General features: G+C 38.7%; 22 protein-coding genes, 1 other RNA gene and 1 pseudogene. 12 read left to right on the plus strand and 12 right to left on the minus strand.

Features of this window, described 5'->3' with window-relative positions:
* Positions 1 to 6 precede the first annotated feature (6 nt).
* The 6 genes from E4T88_RS00085 (at position 7) to E4T88_RS00110 (ending at position 6,838) form a co-directional block, all read left to right on the plus strand.
* Complete coding sequence (locus tag E4T88_RS00085) at positions 7 to 1,155, plus strand: 1-deoxy-D-xylulose-5-phosphate reductoisomerase (protein ID WP_135103412.1); 1,149 nt, start codon at positions 7 to 9, stop codon at positions 1,153 to 1,155.
* Between the two features lie 17 nt (positions 1,156 to 1,172).
* Positions 1,173 to 2,510 (plus strand): RIP metalloprotease RseP, encoded by a 1,338-nt coding sequence (gene rseP, locus E4T88_RS00090; RefSeq protein WP_135103413.1) that lies wholly within the window; start codon positions 1,173 to 1,175, stop codon positions 2,508 to 2,510.
* A gap of 5 nt (positions 2,511 to 2,515) precedes the next feature.
* Positions 2,516 to 3,466 (plus strand): methylenetetrahydrofolate reductase, encoded by a 951-nt coding sequence (locus tag E4T88_RS00095; protein WP_135103415.1) that lies wholly within the window; start codon positions 2,516 to 2,518, stop codon positions 3,464 to 3,466.
* A 172-nt stretch (positions 3,467 to 3,638) separates the two neighbouring features.
* A complete protein-coding gene (gene holB / locus E4T88_RS00100; RefSeq protein ID WP_135103416.1) occupies positions 3,639 to 4,766 on the plus strand; it encodes a DNA polymerase III subunit delta' in 1,128 nt (375 codons plus the stop codon).
* A 58-nt stretch (positions 4,767 to 4,824) separates the two neighbouring features.
* Positions 4,825 to 6,372, plus strand: coding sequence for a PSP1 domain-containing protein (locus E4T88_RS00105; protein WP_135103418.1), 1,548 nt, complete (start codon positions 4,825 to 4,827; stop codon positions 6,370 to 6,372).
* Entirely contained in the window at positions 6,338 to 6,838 is a 501-nt protein-coding gene (locus E4T88_RS00110) for a gliding motility lipoprotein GldH (protein ID WP_135103419.1), read from the plus strand. The genes E4T88_RS00105 and E4T88_RS00110 overlap by 35 nt, the downstream gene beginning before the upstream one ends.
* Before the next feature lie 3 nt (positions 6,839 to 6,841).
* Here E4T88_RS00110 and rnhB read toward each other — a convergent pair whose 3' ends face one another.
* Positions 6,842 to 7,441 (minus strand): ribonuclease HII, encoded by a 600-nt coding sequence (rnhB, locus tag E4T88_RS00115; RefSeq protein ID WP_135103421.1) that lies wholly within the window; start codon positions 7,439 to 7,441, stop codon positions 6,842 to 6,844.
* A gap of 2 nt (positions 7,442 to 7,443) precedes the next feature.
* Complete coding sequence (locus E4T88_RS00120; protein WP_260393612.1) at positions 7,444 to 8,685, minus strand: metallophosphoesterase family protein; 1,242 nt, start codon at positions 8,683 to 8,685, stop codon at positions 7,444 to 7,446.
* Positions 8,686 to 8,773: 88 nt separating this feature from the next.
* On the opposite strand from E4T88_RS00120, the gene E4T88_RS00125 reads away from it, so the two are divergent.
* The 3 genes and pseudogenes from E4T88_RS00125 (at position 8,774) to E4T88_RS00135 (ending at position 11,781) form a co-directional block, all read left to right on the plus strand.
* A complete protein-coding gene (locus E4T88_RS00125) occupies positions 8,774 to 10,324 on the plus strand; it encodes a glycoside hydrolase family 10-like protein (protein WP_135103424.1) in 1,551 nt (516 codons plus the stop codon).
* A gap of 24 nt (positions 10,325 to 10,348) precedes the next feature.
* Positions 10,349 to 11,461: pseudogene (locus E4T88_RS00130) on the plus strand (THUMP domain-containing class I SAM-dependent RNA methyltransferase); the annotation flags it as partial.
* A gap of 44 nt (positions 11,462 to 11,505) precedes the next feature.
* Entirely contained in the window at positions 11,506 to 11,781 is a 276-nt protein-coding gene (locus tag E4T88_RS00135) for a DUF4884 domain-containing protein (RefSeq protein ID WP_135103428.1), read from the plus strand.
* A 1-nt stretch (position 11,782) separates the two neighbouring features.
* Here E4T88_RS00135 and E4T88_RS00140 read toward each other — a convergent pair whose 3' ends face one another.
* From E4T88_RS00140 to miaB, 8 genes are all read right to left on the minus strand, one after another.
* Complete coding sequence (locus tag E4T88_RS00140; protein WP_135103429.1) at positions 11,783 to 12,391, minus strand: aminotransferase class IV; 609 nt, start codon at positions 12,389 to 12,391, stop codon at positions 11,783 to 11,785.
* The gene (locus tag E4T88_RS00145; RefSeq protein WP_135103430.1) at positions 12,388 to 13,365 is read right to left on the minus strand and encodes an aminodeoxychorismate synthase component I; all 978 of its coding nucleotides are present in this window, start codon (positions 13,363 to 13,365) and stop codon (positions 12,388 to 12,390) included. The genes E4T88_RS00140 and E4T88_RS00145 overlap by 4 nt, the downstream gene beginning before the upstream one ends.
* A 124-nt stretch (positions 13,366 to 13,489) precedes the next feature.
* Positions 13,490 to 14,242, minus strand: a complete 753-nt coding sequence (locus E4T88_RS00150; RefSeq protein WP_228093634.1) for a DUF6599 family protein — start codon at positions 14,240 to 14,242, stop codon at positions 13,490 to 13,492.
* Positions 14,243 to 15,394, minus strand: a complete 1,152-nt coding sequence (locus E4T88_RS00155; protein WP_135103431.1) for a DUF362 domain-containing protein — start codon at positions 15,392 to 15,394, stop codon at positions 14,243 to 14,245.
* A 114-nt stretch (positions 15,395 to 15,508) separates the two neighbouring features.
* Positions 15,509 to 15,877 (minus strand): hypothetical protein, encoded by a 369-nt coding sequence (locus E4T88_RS00160; RefSeq protein WP_135103432.1) that lies wholly within the window; start codon positions 15,875 to 15,877, stop codon positions 15,509 to 15,511.
* Positions 15,864 to 16,244, minus strand: a complete 381-nt coding sequence (locus E4T88_RS00165) for a phage holin family protein (protein ID WP_135103434.1) — start codon at positions 16,242 to 16,244, stop codon at positions 15,864 to 15,866. The genes E4T88_RS00160 and E4T88_RS00165 overlap by 14 nt, the downstream gene beginning before the upstream one ends.
* Positions 16,234 to 16,437 carry a hypothetical protein gene (locus E4T88_RS00170; protein WP_006844524.1) on the minus strand — a complete coding sequence of 68 codons (204 nt, stop codon included), beginning with the start codon at positions 16,435 to 16,437 and terminating at the stop codon, positions 16,234 to 16,236. Before E4T88_RS00170 ends, E4T88_RS00165 begins: the two co-directional genes overlap by 11 nt.
* 220 nt (positions 16,438 to 16,657) lie before the next feature.
* Positions 16,658 to 18,028: a tRNA (N6-isopentenyl adenosine(37)-C2)-methylthiotransferase MiaB gene (gene miaB / locus E4T88_RS00175; RefSeq protein WP_135103435.1), complete on the minus strand. Its 1,371-nt coding sequence runs from the start codon at positions 18,026 to 18,028 to the stop codon at positions 16,658 to 16,660.
* 221 nt (positions 18,029 to 18,249) lie between these two features.
* On the opposite strand from miaB, the gene E4T88_RS00180 reads away from it, so the two are divergent.
* The 3 genes from E4T88_RS00180 (at position 18,250) to E4T88_RS00190 (ending at position 22,242) form a co-directional block, all read left to right on the plus strand.
* Positions 18,250 to 19,929: a PNGase F N-terminal domain-containing protein gene (locus E4T88_RS00180; protein ID WP_135103436.1), complete on the plus strand. Its 1,680-nt coding sequence runs from the start codon at positions 18,250 to 18,252 to the stop codon at positions 19,927 to 19,929.
* A gap of 82 nt (positions 19,930 to 20,011) precedes the next feature.
* The gene (locus tag E4T88_RS00185) at positions 20,012 to 20,923 is read left to right on the plus strand and encodes an ABC transporter ATP-binding protein (protein WP_135103438.1); all 912 of its coding nucleotides are present in this window, start codon (positions 20,012 to 20,014) and stop codon (positions 20,921 to 20,923) included.
* Positions 20,920 to 22,242: an ABC transporter permease gene (locus tag E4T88_RS00190; RefSeq protein WP_135103440.1), complete on the plus strand. Its 1,323-nt coding sequence runs from the start codon at positions 20,920 to 20,922 to the stop codon at positions 22,240 to 22,242. Before E4T88_RS00185 ends, E4T88_RS00190 begins: the two co-directional genes overlap by 4 nt.
* A gap of 148 nt (positions 22,243 to 22,390) precedes the next feature.
* Here the strand turns inward: E4T88_RS00190 and rnpB are convergent.
* Both rnpB and E4T88_RS00200 read right to left on the minus strand, forming a co-directional pair.
* An RNA gene (gene rnpB / locus E4T88_RS00195) (RNase P RNA component class A) lies at positions 22,391 to 22,749 on the minus strand.
* Positions 22,750 to 22,808: 59 nt separating this feature from the next.
* Positions 22,809 to 24,125, minus strand: coding sequence for an NAD(P)/FAD-dependent oxidoreductase (locus E4T88_RS00200; protein ID WP_135103441.1), 1,317 nt, complete (start codon positions 24,123 to 24,125; stop codon positions 22,809 to 22,811).
* Between the last annotated feature and the right edge of the window lie 15 nt (positions 24,126 to 24,140).

Below are 24,140 nucleotides of genomic sequence, written 5' to 3' on the forward strand. Positions count from 1 at the left end.
ATATACATGAAACGAAATATTGCAATACTTGGCTCTACCGGCTCTATAGGAACACAGGCTCTTGATGTGATCAGGGAACACAAAGACGAGTTTGAGATATATGCACTTACAGCCAATAATAATGCAGATTTACTAATTGCGCAGGCTCGGGAGTTTATGCCCGAGGTAGTAGTGATTGCCAATGAGGAAAAGTATGCGTATGTAAAAGATGCTTTATCTGATCTTCCTCTAAAGGTTTGGTGTGGATGTGATGCTATTGCACAAGTGGTAGAGAGCGAACCTATCAATATGGTTTTGACTGCTATGGTGGGCTATTCGGGCTTGAAACCTACGATAAATGCAATCAAAGCAAAAAAGGCGATTGCGCTTGCCAATAAAGAGACTCTTGTTGTAGCCGGAGAATTAATAACAAATCTGGCTATCGAAAATAAAGTGCCTATTCTCCCTGTCGATTCGGAGCATTCTGCGATATTTCAGTGCCTGAATGGGGAGAATTCTCAAATAGAAAAAATATTATTAACTGCTTCGGGTGGGCCATTTCGTAAACATTCGAAAGAGCAGCTGCAAAGCGTTACTAAAAAAGAAGCCCTAAAGCATCCCAACTGGGATATGGGTGCAAAGGTAACTATCGATTCAGCCTCGTTGATGAACAAAGGCTTGGAGATGATAGAAGCCAAATGGTTATTCGGTGTCGAACCCGACCAGATTGAAGTGGTGGTACATCCCCAATCAATCATCCATTCTATGGTGCAATTCGAAGATGCTTCTATTATCGCTCAGCTGGGCTTGCCGGATATGCATCTTCCGATACAATATGCACTTGCTTATCCCAAACGGTTAAAATCGAATTTTGAAAGACTTGATTTCTTTAAGCTGCAAACAATGACTTTCGAAAAACCCGACACAGACAGATTCCGTAATCTGGCTTTTGCTTTTGAGGCGGCAAGGCTCAAAGGAAATATGGCATGTATAATGAATGCTGCGAATGAGATCGCTGTTGAGGCGTTTTTACACGACAAAGTCGGCTTTTTGGAAATGAGCGACGTGATAGAAAAAACAATGCAGAAGGTATGCTTTGTAGATACACCAACGTATGACGACTATGTGCAAACAGACACAGAGGCTCGCTATATAGCAAAAGAGTTTATCAAATAACACTATAATAATTTTTAATGGAAACTATTTTAATTAAGGCGTTACAACTAATATTAAGTTTATCTATACTTGTTGTTATACACGAGTTCGGGCACTTTCTTTTTGCCCGCCTTTTCAAAATAAGAGTCGAAAAGTTCTATCTTTTCTTCAATCCATGGTTCTCGCTGTTTAAATTTAAACCCAAAAACAGTGATACAGAGTATGGTATCGGTTGGTTGCCCCTAGGTGGCTATGTGAAGATATCGGGAATGATAGATGAGTCTATGGACAAGGAACAGATGGCGCAGCCTGCACAGCCTTGGGAATTTCGTTCCAAACCGGCATGGCAGAGACTATTGGTGATGGTTGGCGGAGTGCTGTTTAACTTTATATTAGCAATAATCATATATGGAATAATCCTATTTTCGTGGGGAGACTCTTACATCCCTGTAAAGTCGGTGAAAAATGGTATGACATTTTCTCAGACGGCAAAAGAATTGGGTGGATATCAAGAACGTGATATCATTCTTAGCATAGATGGTAAGGATATGAACAACCGCAGTGGCGTGTTGAACATGAATACCTTTATGCAGTTCCTTGATGCGAAGCAGGTTGTTGTAGAACGCGAAGGCAAACAGGTGACTTTGACCATGCCCGAAAAATTTGCAGAAAATGTTATTGGTGCTGAAGACCTGCAACCGCCATATTATTATTGGACATCAACACGTCTGGATACAGTGTCTGATGCTGCTAAAGCGGCCGGTTTACAAAAAGGAGATAGTATTCTTTCTGTAAACGGAAATAATGTGACATCTTGGATGCAGCTTTCTGGAGAAATCTCTAAAAAAGAAAATAAAGGAAAACATATAGCAATCACTTATATGCGAGACTCACTAACCGCAACAGTGAAAGTCTTGGTAAACGATGAAAATAAAATAGGGATAGGTGGTGTAAGTCCTATATACGAAGTTAAAACAGATAAGTTTAGTTTCTTGAAAGCCATACCATCAGGTGCGGTTCTTGGTGTGGAAACGCTGAAAGGCTACGTTGCTCAGATGCGTTTTGTGTTTTCTTCTAAAGGGGTACAAAATCTGAGTGGCTTTGCCGGAATTGGTAACCTTTTCCCACCTGCTTGGGACTGGCATGCTTTCTGGTCGATGACTGCGTTTCTATCTATCGTTCTTGCATTTATGAATATATTGCCTATTCCTGCTCTGGATGGCGGCCATATCATGTTCTTGTTGTACGAAGTCATTACAAGACGGCAACCGAACGAAAAGTTTATGGAAAGAGCCCAAATGGTAGGTATGATTTTCTTATTGCTCTTGCTTGTGGTGGCAAATGGAAATGATATAATCAGAATCTTTTTCAAGTAAAAAATATGACTATTACAGAATTAATCAATAAAAGTGATAAAACTGCTTTCTCTTTCGAAATTCTTCCTCCATTGAAGGGGAACAATGTAGAGAAAGTATATAATATAATAGATAAGCTAATTGAGTTTGATCCTCAGTATATAAATATAACAACTCACCATAGCGAGTACCTCGATCAGCAAATGCCCGATGGAACAGTAAAAAGGGTGAATATACGCAAGCGTCCCGGTTCTGTGGCTATTGCAGCTTCTATTCAGCACAAATACAATGTGACGGCTGTTCCGCACATGATATGCAAAGGGTTCTCTCAGGAGGAAACCGAATATGCGCTTATCGATCTCAACTTTTTGCATGTTCAAAATTTGCTGTTGCTTAGAGGTGATACAAAACGACTTGCACCTGAGCAGATATATCCAAACCGGAATGAATATGCAACAGACCTTCAGCTACAGGTGAATAACTTCAATGAAGGTATTGCGGCAGATGGAAGTTTATTCGAAAAAAATGCAACTCCTTTTTCTTACGGGATGGCATGCTACCCGGAGGTTCATGAAGATGCTGTTAGTGCGGAGTCCGATATTTTCTATATGAAGCAAAAAGCAGACAATGGTGCAGAATATTTTGTAACTCAAATGTTTTTTGACAATCAGAAATATTTCTCATTCGTAGAAAAGTGTAGAGAAGCAGGAATTACGCAGCCTATCATACCGGGTGTAAAACCTATTGTTTTGATGAGCCAGTTGGAAGTATTACCAAGAATATTCCGTTCGAGCATACCCGAGGAGTTAGCAGTTGAACTAAGAAAGTGTAAGACCGATGACGACGCAAAAGAAGTTGGAATAGAATGGGGTATTAAGCAGTCTAAGGAGCTTATTGAATATGGGGTTCCTAGTATACACTTTTATTCTTTGCTTGCAACGGAGAGTGTAAGACGTATTGCTAAAGAGATTTACTAGAATTTATCTCTATATAAGAGAGTTCTTATAAAAAAGGTAACAATAAAGTAACAACAAAATAGGCGTTTATTCTGTCACTTTTGTCACCTTTTGAAAATAAATATTTGAATATTAATTTTTTATGTTTCTAAAGGTTTGTTACTTTTGATGTGTGACAGATAACTGAAAAAGAATGTTTTTTAAAGATATTGTAGGGCAGAGTGAAGTAAAAGAGAGGCTTGTTACATCGGCAAGGAAGGGGCTTATACCCCATGCTCAGCTTTTTTGCGGGCCAGAGGGAGTCGGTAAATTCCCTTTAGCATTGGCTTACGCCCAATATCTTAACTGTGAAAATCCGAGGGATAACGATTCGTGCGGAAAATGTGCATCTTGTGTCAAATATGCTCATTTGACTCATCCCGATCTTCACTTTGTTTTCCCTATCGTAAAGAAAGCAGCGAAGAAAAAAGAGGTTTGTGATGATTATATAGCCGATTGGAGAGAATTTGTAAAGCAACACAACTATTATTTTAACCTTACCCAGTGGTTAGATCATATCGATGCCGAAAACTCTCAAGGGCTTATTTATGCGAAGGAAAGCGAGGAGATTCTGCGTAAGCTGAGCCTTCGTATATATGAAGCTAAATATAAGATAATGATTATCTGGCTTCCCGAAAAAATGCATGAGTCTTGTGCAAATAAGTTGCTGAAGATTATAGAAGAACCGACAGATAATACTATATTTCTGCTTGTATCCGATACGCCGGATAATATTATAACAACTATTCAGTCTCGTTGTCAGCGTATCAATGTGCATGGCGTAGCCGAAAGTGATATTGTGCAGGCTCTCGAATCTGAATATAATATTTTGCCTGATGATGCAACTACTGTTGCACATTTATCGAAAGGTAGTTACCTGAAGGCTGTGGAAACGATCAGCCTGAACGAAGAACATAAGTTTTTTTTCAATCTGTTTGTGCAGATGATGAGAGCTTCTTATGCTCGTAACATAAAGGAAATAAAGACTATCGGTAATGAATTGGCAGCAATAGGACGCGAGAATCAAAAAAGCTTCCTGATATATAGTCAGCGCATGGTTCGCGAATATTTTGTAAGTAACTTGCATCAGCCCGAAATTACCTATTTAGCTCAGGATGAGGCTAATTTCGGAATACGCTTTGCGCCGTTTATCAATGAACGTAATATTGTAGGTTTTATGGATGAACTGGCTCTGGCTGAAAGACATATAGAACAAAATGTAAACGCCAAGATGGTGTTTTTCGATCTTTGTCTGAAAATAACAATGCTGATTAAACAATAAATATAAACCCACAAAGCTAGAAAAGGGGCTTTGTCTTAATTAATTAAAATGAATAACAATGGATTCAAATCAAAATACATTTAATCCTGCCATGGACTGTCAGGGCACTTGCAAAACACCGATAGGGTGTACTTGTGCCAGGGCAAACCGAAAGGCACTTGTTACAGTCGCTACTAGCGAATCGCAGAAGCAGGCGGTAACTAAAACGTGTGGTTGTCAATCCGGTGGAGGTTGCGGCTGTCAGTCGGGAGGCGGCTGTGGTTGCCAATCGGGAGGCGGTTGTCAGTCTAAAAAAGGCGGATGTTGCAGCGGTACTAATAAATTGGAAGTTTACAATTGGCTTGAAGATCTTCCGGAGATACCGGGCGAATCGCAGATGGTTGAGGTTCAATTTAAAAATACACGTAAAGGCTATTATCTCAACAGTAATAATATAGAACTATTCAGAGGAGATATCGTTGCTGTAGAAGCCACACCGGGACACGATATTGGAGAAGTAACGCTTACAGGCAAACTGGTGAAACTTCAAATGCTAAAGAATAACTATCGTGGAGAGACTAAGCGCATTTATCGTATAGCTAAACAAAACGATATTGAGAAATGGGAAGACGCTAAATCGAAAGAACATAAAACGATGCTTCGTTCGAGAGAGATAGCCGAAGAACTTAATCTTGCGATGAAGATCAGTGATGTCGAATATCAAGGAGATGGGAACAAGGCTATTTTTTATTATATAGCAGACGAGCGTGTGGACTTTCGTCAGTTGATAAAAGTATATGCTTCCGAGTTTCGCGTGAAAATAGAAATGAAGCAGATCGGAGCACGTCAGGAAGCCGGTAGAGTGGGTGGCATTGGCCCTTGTGGGCGAGAACTTTGTTGTTCTAGTTCGATGTCTAACTTTATCTCGGTGTCTACATCTGCCGCTCGATTACAAGATATTCCGCTAAATCCTCAGAAATTGGCGGGGCAATGTGGTAAACTCAAATGTTGTCTCAATTTTGAGGTAGACACTTACGTGGAGGCTCAACGAAAATTGCCATCACGCGAAGTAATCCTTGAGACAAAAGATTCGTCTTATTATCATTTCAAGACCGACATACTTTCGGGGACAATGACCTATTCCACAGATAAGAATTTTGCGGCGAACCTTATCTCTTTACCTAAAGACAGGGTTTTTGATGTGATAAGGATGAATAAGAGAGGAGACAGACCTCTGCATTTAGCTATGGAATCTCAAGAGCAAACCGAGAAACCGACCTCACATGATATATTGCAAGAAAATATCAATCGTTTTGATGATAATGGAAATGGCAATAACCGTAATAATAAGAAAAAGAAGTTTGTAAAAAACAATAAAGGGGAAAATCCTAAACCGGGAAATGTGCAGCCGGCCAATAATCAGCCGAATAGTAAGCCTCAAATAAATAAAGTTCAGGGAGGAAATAATAACAGGCCGCAACAACAAGCTGAAGCCAATTCTCAGGGTAATCCCAATCCGAATCAAAATTCGAATCCGAACCCGAATCGGAATAAAAATAAAAACAGACATAACAGAAACAGATCAAACCGCAATGGAAATTCGGAACAGAAGAAGCCTGAAGCATAAAGTTTTTTTTGCGTTATGTGTTATGTTGCTAACCCTTATAAATATCTCCTGTGACAAGCAGGAGATATACTATCATTTTCATGAACTGAAGGATGAGGCATGGGCACAAAACGATACGCTTGTGTTTGATATAGATTCTACGCTTTTCGAACTGAATAGACCTTATGATCTTACAATAGAGGTTACCAATAGCGTGAGTTATCCTTATCAGAATATCTGGTTTTTTGTTCAGTCAAATATCGATACAGACTCTCTATTCGTTGATACATCTAAAGAATTTCTGCTGGCTGATAAACTTGGTAAATGGCAGGGATCAGGATTTGGTACATTGTATCAATCTTCTCTCCCTTTCGGAGAAATTACCTTTAAGGAAAAGCGAAACTACCGTATCAAGATAGAGCACGGTATGCGAGATCAGACCTTGAGCGGTATAGAGAAAGTAGGCATTAAGATATCTAAGCCTTAATAATCAGAAGTCTAACTTCAACTGCTTGTCTATTAAATTGAATGTTAGCCTGTGATAAGGTGTGACACCATGTTTGTCTATTGCCTCACGATGCTTTTTTGTCGGATATCCTTTGTTGTGATCCCAATCATATAGCGGATACTCTCTGTGTAAATTGAGCATGTAGTCGTCCCTGTATGTTTTAGCTAATACCGATGCCGCAGCAATAGGCAATAGTTTGCCATCTCCTTTTACAACACACGTGTGTGGTATGTCTTCGTATTTGCGGAAGCGATTACCGTCAATTAATAAATGTTGTGGACGAGTCTTTAGGTTTGCTACAGCTCGTTGCATAGCAAGAAACGAAGCATTCAGTATGTTGATCTCATCTATCTCCTTTTGATCCACAATGCCTATAGCCCAAGCCAGAGCCTGCTCTTCGATAAGTGGACGTAATGCATACCTTTCTTTTTCGGTCAGTTGTTTTGAGTCGTTCAGCTTTTCGCAGATAAAACCTTTGGGTAATATAACAGCCGCTGCAAATACAGCTCCCGCCAGACAGCCTCTTCCGGCTTCGTCACATCCTGCTTCTACTAGGTCGGGATATAATGATAGTTCTAACATTTCTAAAACTTAATATATAGGTTATTATCTTCTGGTGGGAAATCCAACTCTATTTCATTCATATTGATTGGGATATCCGTTGCTTCAGATAGTTTTTCAAGATACTCTTTTAAGGATTTGTCAACCTTTTCGTCTCCATAAGCATGTTTGATAAATATCTGTCCTATTATATCGGCAAAGAGACTCGATGTTTCTTCCGAAAGATTATATCCTAGTTTGTTGATCTTACTTTTAGCAAGGGTGGTGGATAGTTTAAGCATTCGCTGTTTATCCTCTTCCGCCAGATTGGGGTTGCCGGGTATTGATGTCACATTTTCAGTTCTTATTTTCATACCGTTAGCATCCAGTTCCACAAAACGATAAGAGAATGGATAGGCTGATAAAGTACCGGTTTCTATATCATATATCACATTGCCTTTGTCGGAGGTAAAGGCTGTGATGTCATTCGAATGAAAGTGCCCGGTAAAGATAGCTTTTACACCATTGTCTGCAAACAGGTTTGCTAATCTTTGATAATCGTCTACAAGGTAGTCTTTAAAGAATGAAGACTGATACATGATATGCTCCGCAAAGCCCCAGTGCATCATGCCTATTACTTGTTTATTCTTTTGTTTGGCTTCTCTTAAAATCTCGAGTATCCATCTTTCTGTATCGGGAGAGGTTTTTCCGGCTGTTATGCTGTTAGTTGTATACTCTTTATATCTGGCTGCGTCTATGGCGAGAAGCCATGTTTGATCATCGAGAGAAGCGACATAACTTAATGAATTATCATCTCTTTTCAGCGCATTGCTATAGCCACAATCTTTGTAGATCGACGCAAAGTCATCGGGAGAAATATTTGCTACAGGTAACTTTTTGTCTCCCTTATATTCCGAAGCATTTGGCATGTTAATATCATGGTTGCCGGGAATAACATATATTTTGATTCCCTCTTCTTGTAGCGGTTTTAGCTTTTTCAGGAAGTCAAGATGGCTTAATTTTTCTCCGTCTTTGGTGATGTCGCCGCAAATAAGTAGTACTTGTATATCACTGTTAAGATACTCATTTAGCACTTGATCCAGAACTTGTGGCACATCCTTGATATTCTTGCCACTGGAAGCTATATAATCATTTAAGGCTTGTCCTTTTTCCATCAATTGTTCCGACAGATAGTGGGTATCTGTAATTACTCCGATTCTCAACGGCTCTTTGGCAATAGAACAGGATGAAATAAAAAGAAGCACATAAAATAATAGATATTTCACTGTAATTTCGTTTGATATAGACAAAAGTAAAGTATTTATTCTAGTTATTATTCCTATTTTTGTAGATGCATAATTAAATAATGTTACAATGTACAAGAACAAAGCCCTTCTTTTTTCTATACTAACAATTACTATAATTTTATTATCATCTTGCGGTTCTCAGAAACAACGTGTGAAATTCTCCGATATATCCCATCCCAAAAGGGAGTTTAGGGGCGCATGGTTGAGTACTGCTTGGCAATCGAGATATAAGACTATGAATTCATCTCAGATGAAGGCATACTTTACAAATATATTAGACCAAATGCAGGCGGATGGCATCAACGCTGTTATATTTCAGGCTCGTCCTTATGCCGATGCTTTTTACAAATCAGATCTTGAACCTTGGAGTGCTTTCCTTACAGGGATACAAGGGAAAGCTCCCGATGGAGGCTTCGATCCTTTGGCCTTTCTTGTAGATGAGTGTCATAAGCGAAATATGGAATTGCACGCTTGGTTGAATCCTTACCGGGTATCGTCGGGAACTAGCGATGTGTTTTCCAAAAATCATATTTATCATAAATATCCAGAACGTTTTGTGAAATATGACAATAAGATATATTTTGATCCGGGTATTCCTGCCAACCGACAATTTATTTGTGATGTAGTTAAGGATATAGTCATGCGCTATGAGGTAGATGCTATTCACATGGACGATTATTTCTACCCTTATCCTGTTGCAGGGCAATCTTTCCCTGATGATAACAGTTTCAACACATACGGTAGGCAGCAAGGCTTCTCTCAGAATCAGCGAGCAGACTGGCGTCGCAACAATGTCAATCTGTTGATACAAGATGTGAGGCATACCATACAGACTACAAAGCCATGGGTGAGATTTGGTATCAGCCCTTTTGGAATATATAGGAATAAGAGAAGTACACCTGATGGCTCGGGAAGTAATACGAGTGGATTACAAAACTATGACGACTTGTATGCTGACGTTAAGCTATGGGTGAAAAATGGGTGGATAGATTATAATATGCCTCAAATATATTGGGAGATAGGACATACTGCTGCAGACTATAAAACATTGATAGAATGGTGGGCGAATAATAATCTCGGACAACCTCTCTATATTGGTCAGGATATAAAGAGAACAATGGATGCTACAACTCAGCCTTCGGGAGACAATCAGTTGGCAGAGAAAATGCTTTTGTCTCGCAGTTTTACCACAGTGCATGGAAATTGTTTCTGGCCTGCTTATGAACTATTGGACAACTATAAGGGAATAGCTAGCCGTTTGCAATCTAATTATCACAAATATCCGGCTCTTATCCCTGCATATACGCATATGTACAAGAAGCAGCCCAAAAAGGTGAGTAACTTGAAAGAGTCGTTTACTGCAACTACTCATACATTGCAATGGGATGCAAAGTCTGATAAATATGATCCGGAGACAGCTCAATATTATGTTGTTTATCGTTTTGCAAAAGGAGAAAAGGAAAACCTGGAGAATGCTCAGAATATTGTTTCTATCACAAGGCAGAAAAGTATAGTACTCCCCTATGAAGGAGGAGCTAAAGAATATAAATATGTTGTAACGGCTGTAGATGCTTTCCATAACGAGTCGAAAGGAAAATCTAAGAAGTTGAAATTATAAAGGATGATAAAAAGAGAGTTTAAAATGATCGCCAAAACAATGGCGGGACTAGAAGATGTGTTGGCCGAAGAATTAATAGGCTTAGGTGCAAACAATCTTGAGATAGGCAAGCGTATGGTTTCCTTCGAAGGTGACCTTGCTTTAATGTATAAGGCTAACATACAGTGCCGTACTGCTCTCCGTATACTTCGTCCTGTCTATGAGTTTAAAGCAAAGACGACTGATGATATATACAAGAAGGTGAAAGCCATGAACTGGTTTGAACATCTTACAGAGGATAGTACTTTTGCTATAGACGCCATAACCTTTTCGGACTACTTTACACACTCTAAGTTTGTCGCATATCGCGTAAAGGATGCTATTGCCGACTATTTTATGCAGAGGACGGAAAAGCGTCCTTCGGTAAATGTAGAAAACCCGGACTTGTTAATTAACTTTCATATAGCTCATGATAAGTGTACCCTTTCGTTCGATAGTTCGGGAGAGTCTTTACACAAAAGAGGTTACCGTGTTGCTCAAACAGAAGCTCCTTTGAACGAGGTGCTGGCTGCGGGAATGATACTTAAAACAGGCTGGCGCGGAGGGTCTGACTTTATAGATCCGATGTGTGGTTCGGGTACTTTGCTGATAGAGGCTGCGATGATAGCCATGAATGTGCCACCGGGAATATATCGTCAGAATTTTGCTTTTGAGAAGTGGAAAAACTTTAATGCAGACTTGTTTGAAACGATATATAACGATGATTCCGGAGAGCGGGAATTTAAGTATAAAATATATGGTTCGGATATCTCATCCGAGGCTATTGCTATTGCTGCGAAGAATGTAAAGAATGCCGGATTAGATAAAAGTATTGACCTGAAAGTGATGCCTTTTGAGAACTATACAGAGGCTCCATCCGAGAATGCTATTTTGGTTACGAATCCTCCTTATGGTGAAAGAATAAAGCCCGAAGATTTGTTCGGCTTGTATGAAAATATAGGCGAACGGTTGAAGCATGTATTTATGGGCTATTCGGCATGGATACTCAGCTATAAAAAAGAGTGTTTTGACAAAATAGGATTGAAGCCTTCTAAGAAAATCCAACTGGTAAATGGCTCTTTACAATGTGAGTTCCGTAAATATGATATATTTGCAGGAAAGAAGTATCCGAAGAAAGAAGATTAACTTAATATAGAAATATTATGAAAGCATTACTCGGTCTATTTGGTTTGATACTTGCGTTTAGTTTTCAATCTTGTTATTCTGGTCGTCCGTTAATAGAAGCCCCTTCTCAGAATAATAAGACGTATGAGGTCTCATATCTGTTCGAACATGATGGTTGTAAAGTTTATCGTTTCTATGACAGAGGAAATTGTGTCTATTTTACAAACTGTAAAGGTAATATTACGGCTATAAGTACCGACTCAACAAAGAATACGGTTCAAACTGTTATTGATGCAGATTTGACTCTGAAGTAATTTACAGGCTATCTATCTTTAAACTTGATATGGGTATGCTGATATTATCTTCAATACCCATCATTGCGTTTATTAAGTACAGTTTTCTATAGTCTTCAATATCCTCGATCCGAATTACCTTTTCTTTAATAACTCTTTCTTTTAGAAGGGTTTGTCTTTTTGTGCCCGGTAGCAGGTATGTAGAAGGGGTAAATAAGCCTTTATCACTTTCGAATACTACATTCGTGAATGACGTGTCGGTTACAAATCCATTTTTGACAACGAGTATATCATCACAATTTTCTTTCTGTGCCATCAATTTCTCAAATGCTGTTCTTTCCGCATACTTGAAAGAGTAATAGATTGAGTTATCATGAATGATTTTCAAACTGTTTATTTCTCTGAATTTATAATGAGAATATTCTATTTCCAGATTCTCAAGAGAGTATACAATACGGCATTTTACCAATCCTTCACGGAATTCTAAAGGAATATCTTCATCCTTCAAACTAAATGGAATAGTAGAACCGAAAAAAGATTGTAACGTAAAGTTCATTCTTTCTATATGTGCAGGAAGATTGAAAATTCTACCATTACAAATTTTTATTACTTCAGAGAATGATGGCTTCATACTATTGGTAGATAAATTTTTTCTAAAACTTCTTTATACTCCTCCTCACAATCGCTATAGGCTGTGATACCTCCTCCGCTTCGAAAATAATATTGGTTGTCGTCATTTTCTATATAACGTATTATAACAGCCGAATCCAATTCGTTTCCATCATAATATCCGCATACTCCTGTATAATAGCCTCGGGGTTCTTTTTCTGCATCTTGTATAATTTTTCTTGTAGCATCTTTGGGTGCACCCGAAATAGACCCGGCAGGAAGCATACCAAAGATAATATCTCCATAATTAAGATAATTTTCTTCGCGTAGCGTGCCTGTTATCTCTGAGCTGACCTGTAATATATCGTTTTTATTTGTTCTGATACGATCGATATATCTGAATCTGTTTACCCTTACATTATCAGCTATAATGCTGAGGTCGTTACGCAGAAGGTCTACTATTGTATTATGCTCTGCTGTCTCTTTATAGTCATTTAGTATAATCTGTTCGGCATCGGGGATGTTTGCATCTATAGTTCCTTTCATGGGATTGGTTGAAATAGTCTTTCCCTCTATTTTGACGAAACGTTCGGGCGAAAAACATACAAACTTATTTGGATATAAAACTTTGTAACAAGCATTACTCTGAAAGAAAATATCTTCAAGAGTAAGATTAAAAGAAACAGGTGTTTTTATTGTCAGGTTGGTCAAATAAGAATATCCTTCTTTTAATCCTTTATGTACAATATCAAATTTCTTTTTGTACTCGGAATAGGGGATAGGGATGTAATTGAATGAAGATACTTTTTTTATAACCTCTTGTTCAGGAGCATTCCCTTTTCCGCAGAACTGAAATAAAACATCAGTTTGTTGCAAAGGATTATCGATAAATAAACCTTCTGTTTGTTCAAAGTTAATAGCAAAGAAGAATGGCTTCCCTTCTCTGCCATATATATTCATTTTATGTCTTATCTCATTTATAACTGTCGTTGTCATAGAACAGGTTTTGATGAAAAAGTAACAAAAGTAACACTTTTTACCCTGTTTTTATCTGTCACTTTCTCTGTATCCAGATTATAAACCCTTTCTATATAGATAAAGTTTTGAGGTTTTTGTGATTTTAAAAACCGAATACCCCCGTGTCATTACTATCCTCTTTCTTCGGACATTTTAAGTAAACGTACTGATCTTCTATTTTGAGTATATTTTCTTTTGGGATTCTTTCTATTAGCTTCGCCATATTTTTATTATCAGTTGGATAAATGAGTACAGTATTGCTTTTCGAGGCGAGCCATATATCGGAGAAAGATATGCCTTCTATCCATTTCAGAAGTGATGGTTGGGCATTTGATATAGACAGATTTCCTTTTAAGTATTTTATAGACGATGAATAAGGAATCTCTTTAGTCATTTCTAACGGTAAAGCTATTCTTTTCATATTCAGCGTATCTACGTACAAATACAAGAGTTCATCGGCATTCCTTTTAGCTTTGTTCGAGCCCGACTGAAAAACGATTGAAACATATTTATTCCCGATTGCTGCCTGATATTGGTATGCGGATAGGCAATTAAAAAAACGGAGGGTGTCAGCTCTCATACATTTGAATGTATGTAAGGAATATATACCAAAAGCATTTTCGAGAGACGACATTTCATAAATATCTATTGTATATTTCTCATCCTTGTATTTTATATCTCTTGTTGTTAGTTTTTCGAATCCATATTCGAGGTATAAGTCTGAACCTCCATTCATAAAACCATAGAGACCTGTCCCTACAAAAGTACGTTCCTTTTCAATCGTGATATCCGACAACGACTGCCCTACTGCAAAAAGTGGGAGTAATGATAAAAGCGTTAAGAAAAAGTATTTCATCTAAGCTAGATTTACTTCTGTTAGGTCTATTTTATTTCTGTTTGCCACCCCGAGCTTTAGTTCTTCTGCCAGATGCATGAATTTGAGAGCAGCCGGTTTGTCTTCCGATTGGATGCCTTCCTCTATCCTTTTTGCTATCACAATGTCATGTCCTATACGGTCAACGGCGACAGGGTCGGTTCCCACCAGAATAGTATTATAATTGCATATAAATTGAGGATTCGCTGCAGGTCCTCCTTCGAAACAACCTATCAACCCGTCCACAATATTCAAAACAACTTTGTCCCGTAGTGGCGGGAAGGCACATACATACGCAGAAGTTTCGTGCCACAAATCCTTGTGGAGCCTTGCGGTATTTGAAATAGAACCGAACGCAAGATTTTTCAGACAAAGTGTAACTGATGATCCTGCATTTTTCAATACAGGCAGATTGATGATTTTTGTTACCTTTTGAGAACAGATCTTCGTAAAATAAGAATATTTTCCTCCATTTACCATGAAAGGCATTGTATAAGCGTCATACTCACCTTCTACATCAGCGTAGAAATAATGATCTTTATCGATACGCTCTTCGCTGTATAGTTTACCTTCGCTATTATAGTAGCTGCCCGAAGCATCTTCACACTCAGTACCGGTGATGGTTATGCCGGGATAATTTTCTTCTGTATAGCCTGTTTCATGCAGTTGCATTTCGCGCCTGTCCCATATTACCATATTGCTACGGGATATGCCTGCATCTTCCAATTGTTTTATTACGGCTTGTGTAACGGCATGCGAAGTCGTCAATAGTTTTCCGGCTACAGGATTAACCTTTAGTCCTATTACGTCATCTTTGCCGACAAATTGTAGCCAAGCCTTGTTGAGATCGCTTTCTCCTGTAAGTTTCAGTATCGATTCTTTAAGCATCTCAAAAACGGTTTCCACCGAAGGTTTACCATCAGTAACAGCCAAACTATGATTGACTCTGACTACTTTACCCGGATATTTCCCCGGCATAGAAGATTCGGTTCTAGAGATAGATAACGCATCCTTTATATTTGTCTCAGGCTTTATATCTGTTGAGGTGAGAGTTGGAGCAGCTTTAAGGATAGGAGAAACTGTTGCACCCAGACCACCAATAACTAATGACTTAAAGAATTTACGTCTTTCCATAGTGCGAAGGTTAAATTAACTGATTATCAAAAGTAAATAAATAATTTGATATCCAATAATAGTCTAAAAACAAAAACAAGAAAGGTGAATTTCCTTTCTTGTTTCTGTTTTATTTTAGTCGTTATCTTTATCCTTCTCCTTTTTTTTCTTTCCCGAGAAGATCGATTTTAGTTTCTTTATTACAAACCGCCATATTATTGGCTGCACAATTTCCCATATTACGGGGTAATAAGCGGTTAATCCGCTAAGCAGACTGCTTGATGTTGAGGTTTCTTCTTGTCGCTTTTTACTTTTGGATGATCCCCCGAATCCAAATACGCTTAGTACAGAGTTTATAGTACTTTGAAAAATCAATGAACCTGCATTGTCTGAAAGATACGCCCAATGTTCGGATAGACGTTCTTCACCTTCCTTGCATTCAAGCCTTACTAATTCTTTTTCTTGACGCAGTTCTTCTAATGGTGTCAATCTACTCTTCATCATTTGTATCTATTTTACGCATAAATCTTATAGTATTCTGTAATATCGATTGTTGTATCTTTTTTCGAAAAAGAACTACAAGCAATAAAACAAACAATGAAAACAGAGTCATGATTCCAAAGCCTACAGCCAAGCTGTTGAATAATTCTCCAAGAAAAAAAGCCATACCAATAAGCCCGAAGAATAAAATAACAGCTACAATAGCTATTATTATTAAGCCATATCCCAGACCGGAGGCAGATAAACCTATCTTCTCAAAACTATCCAGTTTAAACAAACGGATACGTCTGTTGATATAGCTTAATAAATCTAATTTAATTTCTTCAATTAAGATTCCTAAGCTTTTTTCTTCTTCGGAGTTATTCAACATCGTCTCTTAATTCTTCCAGTTTATGTTTGCCTCTGCCGGCTGCGTTTCTTACATTTCCTTTTACTTTGTCTACCAGGCTGTTTATATCTTTCAGCCATTCTTCCTTTTTGTCAGAAGCAGCAACATAGCCAACAGCTGCACCTAGCGCAGCACCTATAGCCAAGAACAATAAGTTCGAACCTGTTTTATTCATAATTATTTATTTTATAAATTAATTCTACATTAATATAATAACGTGTGAGAGTATCAATAAATTTCATCAATTCAACACTTTATTATAAATTGGATTGATCACTAAATATACGGGCTAAACCGCTAATAATCTTCTTGCTTTCCCTAAAAGGACAGCTAATATAGCTATTTTTTGAAATATCGAAAATATTTTTCAGTAAAAATAACTATTAGCCCGATTCTTATATCGCTTCGCCAAATAGTGTAGCCGAAGTATTCCCTGTTACTTTTACGGTCACAAAGTCTCCTATACGATGGTTTCCTTTGTCAAAAATAACAACTTTGTTTTGGGATGTTCGTCCAAAAAGCTGTTCCCTCGACCGTTTAGAGAATCCTTCAACAAGTACTTCAAATACTTTGCCTACATCTCGCTTGTTGCTTTCAAGAGAGCATTCGTTTTGCAAATCTATAATTTCCTGTAAACGTTTTATTTTAACATCTTCAGGTATATCGTCTTCTAATTTTTTTGAAGCGTATGTTCCCGGACGTTCCGAATACTTGAACATAAATGCCGAGTCGAAACATACTTCACGCATCAGCGATAGTGTCTCTTGCTGATCTTCTTCCGTTTCGGAGTGAAAACCGCACATGATATCAGTAGATATGCCGCATCCCGGTATGATGCGTTTAATCGCTTCGATACGGTTCAGATACCACTCTCTATCATATTTTCTTTTCATCACGTTTAGCATCTTGCTACTGCCCGATTGCACAGGTAGATGGATAAACTTACACAGGTTATCGTATTTTGCGATTACCTCCAGTGTTTCATCGGTCATATCTGTTGGATAAGAAGTCGTAAATCGGATACGCATTTTGGGTGCAGCTTTCGCTGTCATTTCCAATAGTGCGGGGAAATCTACAATGCTGCCGTCTTCGTTTGTAAAGCGGTATGAGTTGACATTCTGTCCCAATAATGTAGCTTCCTTAAATCCTTTGTCTCGCAGATTTTCCAATTCGTTAAGGATACTCTGTGGCGAACGGCTTCGTTCACGACCTCTTGTATAAGGCACTATACAATACGAACATACCTTATCGCATCCTCGCATGATGGATATAAAGCCCGAAATGTGGTTTCCTCCAATACGTAGAGGGATCACATCTTTATACGTTTCGGTTTTGGATAGTTGAACATTGATTGCTTTGTTGCCATTTTCGGCAGCTCCTACCAGATTAGGCAGGTCGAGGTAGGCATCGGGGCCTACTACAACATCTACATGATGCTTGTCGTGTAGCTCTTCTTTTACTCGTTCGGCCATACAACCCAGAACACCAATAATCATATTTGGCTTCTTCTTTCTCTTGAGGGCGTTGAAGTAGTCGAGACGTTGAATAACTCTTTGCTCGGCGTTGTCACGTATCGAGCATGTATTTACAAAAACAGCATCAGCTTCTTCCAGCTTATCTGTCATGATATAACCATCCATTTGCATTACGGATGCAACAACCTCGCTGTCTGCTACATTCATTTGACAGCCGTAGGTTTCGATGAACAGTTTTTTGTCTTCGGTTGAAATCGTGGATTTAAAGTCCAGTCCTTTCTCGTTGTTCATAGAAATATATTTTAGTATGTAATTAAGCTTCGATGATTTAGTCTCAAAGCATCTTTGGCTGGCAAAAATACGAAGAAAAATGGAATTGTTTATTTGTTTTGTGCTTTTTAAGGGAATGTCTAAAGAATGGTCGTTAAATATTTGAATGTTTTTTAATCAATCCATGATTATCTTTATCTTTGTCCGTTGACCTAAAAACTCTTTTATCTAAAATATATTTTATGAAAAGGAACCTATTTTTATTCCAATTATTACTTCTCGCATTTGTAATGAATGCTCAACCTAAGAAAGATTTTAAAACAGTACGTATCACCTACCAGACAAGTATGAATGGTAAAGCCTACGAAGGATCAAATACCATCGTAGAGATATGCGGAACAGATGTGCAAATAAGTCGTAAATATGCCGAGGTGCAAGAGGGTACTCCGGTACAATACACCTATCTTGATTATGCAACAAATGAAGAAACGAAAACCGCAAAGTTGGCAAATGGGAATGAGTTTTATACAACCCGATCATTTACATTAAATGATAAACTGGAATTTTTGCCCGAAACAGAAACTATTGCGGGTTACCTCTGCAAAAAGGCGAAAACTGTTATTAATTCTAATACGATAGAAATATGGTATACAACTCAATTAGGAGTCAAAGGATCTATGCAACCTGGTGTTGGTTTGCCTGATGGAGTTGTGCTAAAGGTGGTAAGAAACGGACAGTATGAAGAAAAAGCAACAAAGATTGATTTGCTAAAAGAGATTGTGAATGTAAAACCTGTACTTAAAGGGGATAAACTAACAGCTCCTGCCTATAATTACCGTATACAGCAAAGCCAGGTTATTGTAGCCGACGTGTTTAATAATCAGAGTATATACTTTAGGGATATTCCTAAGCCGGAGCAGTTGAACGATACAGAAATAATGCAATTTGCCAATGGTTCTATTGTTCTGAAAAAAGTAAAACTTCCTGCCGATAATAGTAGCTATTCTATTTTTGCAGAGCTAGCCCAACACTCTGAAGGGGACGCTTATGACCGTACGGGTAGCGTCTTTATCGTTCCTACCGATAAGAAGCAATCATTTATGGATGGACTGCTAAAAGGAAGAGAGGCATTACCTCAGTATACTGATAAACATGGAAAATCGTATGAGGGAATGGTTGCTACAGAAGATTATTTGCCACCTCTCGAGTTGATGCGTTTTTATACTTCATTCGGAGTAAAAGGATATAACCATATTGAGGTAGCTGAATATAACTGGCCAGACTCTGTGGTGTTTAAACAAGAAATTACAGACTATGCCAAGTATCTGAAAAATGAAGTGTGGGTAGGTGCATGGATCGGAAACTATGCGAAAAACGGACACAATGTTTCTTTAAAGATTAAGTATTATCCGAATGATAAGCGGGCAGAGAAAGAAGTATATCCTCTGTTTACAACTACAAATATAATGGAGATGGCAGGACAAGCTTATCCTGACGGATTATTCCGCAACGATTCTCTGACTGTGAACTTCAAAACAGATGTAGACCTCAAAGATGCTTATATCCGCTATATATCTACAGGCCATGGCGGCTGGGGTGGAGGAGACGAATTTAATCCGAAGCTTAACGAGATATTTATGGATGGCTCTCGCCTGATCGCTTATACCCCTTGGCGCGAAGATTGCGGCAGCTATAGAGAGTTGAATCCGGCTTCGGGTAATTTCGCAAATGGCTTATCGTCATCCGACCTGAGTCGTTCGGGTTGGTGTCCGGGTACAGTGAGTTACCCTGTGTTTATACACATTGGGGATGTGAAGGCAGGTGAACACCAACTGAAGGTGGCTATACCTGTGGGAGATCCCGAAGGTAGTGCTCTGAGTTATTGGTGTATCTCTGGAGTATTAGTGGGCGATAAGAAATAAGACTATAATATTTTCGGAGCTCTGTGACTTTTATGTTTTTGGTGCGACTAATATAAAAAGAATATAAAACATACTATAGAATATGTATTATCTCGAAGCCCACGATGTGGTGAAACAATATGGTAGTCATAGAGCTCTCGATGGCGTAAGCGTACAAGTGCCAAAAGGTTGCATCTATGGATTGCTGGGGCCTAATGGTGCAGGCAAATCTTCGCTAATCCGCATAATAAACAGAATAACTGCTCCCGATGAAGGACAAGTCTTTATAAATGGAAGGGTGTCGGTAGCCGATGATGTTTTTAATATCGGTTATTTGCCCGAAGAAAGAGGCTTGTACAAGAAAATGAAAGTTGGAGAGCATATTATTTTTCTGGCACAATTGAGAGGCCTCTCGAAAGAAGACGCAGTACAAAAAACTCAATATTGGCTAAAGAAGTTTGATATACTATCCTGGCAAGGAAAAAAAGTGGAGGAGCTGTCGAAAGGTATGCAGCAAAAGATACAATTTATTGCTACCGTCATACATGAACCCGATTTGTATATCCTTGATGAGCCTTTCAGCGGATTTGATCCTGTGAATACAGAATTGTTAAAGAAAGAGCTGTTAGATCTGAAAGCAAAAGGCAAAACAATAATTCTTTCGACTCATAATATGGAATCGGTAGAGGAATTGTGTGACGAAATATCTCTGATAAATAAATCTAGGGTTGTATTGAATGGAAATGTGAAAGAAATACGCGCAAGATACAGAAAGCATATTTTCAAACTTCAGGTCGTAGGGGAAACTTTTGATCTGGAATCTTCTCACTTTTCGATATTATCGCAATCAACGGACAGTAATATTACGGAGCTACTTATTCAGCGTAATGATGAGGCTTCCAACTCAGAGTTGATACAAGAGATAGCCAAACGCTATGAAGTGGTGACTTTTGAAGAAGTATTGCCTTCGATGAATGATATTTTTATACAAATCGTATCAGAGACAAAACAATGAGAGGATTAAAGCTAATTATACATAGGGAATTTACCTCGAGGGTAAAAACCAAAGCGTTTATCTTGACAACGTTGCTAACTCCATTCTTATTCTTGGGAGTGTCTACTATCCCTGCATTGCTTATGATGTTAAGTAGCAATGATGATATAAACAAAGTGTATGTAATCGATCATACAGGTTCTTATTTTAGTTTGTTTCAGTCATCTAAGAACTATGAGTTTGTGAAATTATCGGATAGCGATAGTAAGCCGAGCGATAAGCGGACAGCCATATTAGAGATATCGGAAGACCTGAGTGTAAATCCGAATGCAGCAACTTTCTATTCCGAAAAGCAGCAGCCTCCTCGTGAGTTGACTGTTTATATCAACAACATACTTACGGATGCTGTTAGAAATAAAAAGATAGATGATTTTACCCAAAGGAGTAATATCGAACCACAACTTGTTACAGATCTGCAACAAATATTGAAATCGAAAGATCATATTAATGTTTCCACTATCCGTCTCGACGAAGCCGGACAGAAGACCGAGACACTTGGTCAGGCGGCATCTTTTGTAGGGATGGGACTTACATTGTGTATGTTCTTCTTTATCATGATGTATGGGCAAATGGTCGTGCAAAGTGTTGTGGAAGAGAAAACAAACCGTATCATTGAGGTGATTATTTCATCCGTTAGACCTTTAGATCTTATGATGGGTAAAATAGTCGGAGTTGGATTAGTTGGTTTGCTACAATTGGTTATCTGGCTTGTTATAGGAGGCGGCGCACTTGTTGCTATGCAAATATTCCTCGGGACAAGTGTAGATACCACTGCTACAATGGAGGCTCAACAGGCAATAAGTGCAATGACACAGAATAACTCGGAGATTACTTCTGCTGTTAATGGTATATTGGGCGTCAACTGGCTGCAGGTCGGGATCTGCCTTATATTATATTTTGTGGGAGGGTATCTTCTTTTCTCCTCTTTGTATGCCATGTTTGGGTCTGCTGCTAACGATTCGCAAGAGGCTCAGCAGTTGATGATGCCATTGACTATTATATTATTATTAGCCTTTTATACAGGTATTGCAGCATCTCAGAATCCTGAAGGCGCGATGGCCTTTTGGTGTTCGATCATACCATTTACCGCGCCTGTCGTGATGATGGTACGTGCTCCGTTCGAAATATCTATATGGGAGTTGGTCTTGTCGGTTGTTGTGCTGTATGTAACCGCCATATTAATGGTTAAGTTGGCTGCAAAGGTCTATCGTGTCGGTATTCTGATGTATGGTAAGAAAGTGACCTTCGCCGAAATGTTTAAATGGTTGAGATATAAGTAATTTAAGATAAGTTTAGTGAAGCAATCCTGTCATATCTATTTTGGCAGGATTGTTTTTTATTATTGCTAATACTTTCCTTAAAATGTTTTCCCAAGATATAACAAAGCAAAAGTCCAACAAGAATCACCCGTTACTTAGAATAAAATAAAAATACAGTAAGTCTATAAGCCGGGTTCTGTACTCTTCAAGAAGAGTGCTTGCCATTTATCTACGCCTGATGTCACCAACAGGCTCTAGCGACCTACCCCCCGGCATCGGACGAGCAGCCCTACATGCGCCGGTATACATGGTCTTACAACTCGCAAGTGGTACGGCTCTGTATATTGCTATACAGACCGGTGAGCTCTTACCTCACCTTTTCACCCTTACCCCTGATAGGGGCGGTTGTTCTCTGTTACCTTAACTCTGCCCTCACGAACAGCTTCCCATTAAGAAATACGATGCTCTGTGTTGCCCGGACTTTCCTCTTTCTGCCTTGCGGCAGCCAGCGGCAAACCGACCTACTGCAATTTGATGCAAAGATAGTTCATTTTCTTGGAATATATCTTACTGCTGTAAGTTTGGATTTATTCGTTGCTTTGTTTAGTTCTCTTATCCTTATACATTTCATTGAACTTAGGACGAATTAGCAGACGTAGCGAAACATCATAATTCAGGTAACTCCATACCCAGTCGATGAATACAGAAACCTTATTTCTCATTCCCACAATAGAAAGGATATGTACCAGCAACCACAACCACCAGGCAACCCAGCCTCCAAAGCGGAGTTTACCTAGGTCGGCAACAGCAGCATTACGTCCAATGGTAGCCAATGAGCCTTTGTCTACATATACAAATTTATCCCAATTGTCCGATTCTCCCTTATTGATATTTTTGGCTAGTTGCTTTGCCATCTGTAAGGCTACTTGGGCTACCTGAGGATGACCGACCGGATAACTTTCGGTTGTTTGTAAAGAGGTATCGCCAATTGAGAAAATATCTTTATAGCCATTTACCTGATTGTATTCGTTTACAACCAAACGTCCTCGGTTGTATGCCGTTTCGTCAAGACCTGCTAAGCTATTTGGCTTAACCCCTGCCACCCAAAATACATTACGTGAACGTATTTGAGTGCCGTCTGCAATATTCACATAAGGGCTTTCTACCGATTTTACCGATTTCTCCTGATATACGATAACACCTCTGTCTAGTAATGTTTTTAATGCTGTTTCGGATGCTTGTTCCGACATGCCTGCCAGTAGGCGAGAGCCTGCATTTACCAAGTGGATTTCCATTTTAGTAAAGTCTATCTCCGGATAGTCTCTCGGCAAAACAGTTCTTCTCATATCGGCCAATGCTCCGGCTAATTCTACTCCTGTCGCACCTCCTCCGACGATAACAAACGTCAACAGTTCTTTTCGTTTTTCTTCGTCTGTTGTGATCAAAGATTCTTCGAAGCTTAGTAGTATCCTGTTTCTCATCAAGAGTGATTCGGATACAGATTTTAGAGAGAATGTATTTTCTATTAGATCTGTATTCCCGAAATAATTTGTATCACATCCTGTGGCGATAACTAAAAGATCGTATGTAATGATGCCGATATTTGTTTCAATTTTCTTATCAGATGTATTCACACTTAAAGCCTCACACATTCTGAAATGAAAGTCTTTATTTTTCTGAAAGTTCTTTCTATATGGATAAGATATCGAACTTGGCTCTAATCCACCGATAGCTACCTGATAGAATAGAGGTTGAAACTGATAGTAATTGTTCTTGTCTATCAGTACTACCTGATATTGATTCTTATCCGCTCTTTTCGCAAGTTCGAGTCCGGCAAAGCCTCCTCCGATAATAACCAATCGTTTCTTTTTTCCGGAGTCGGGCAAGTTTGCTTTTATAATCATATTATAGATATATTT

The organism is Dysgonomonas mossii (assembly GCF_004569505.1).
GTDB lineage: Bacteria > Bacteroidota > Bacteroidia > Bacteroidales > Dysgonomonadaceae > Dysgonomonas.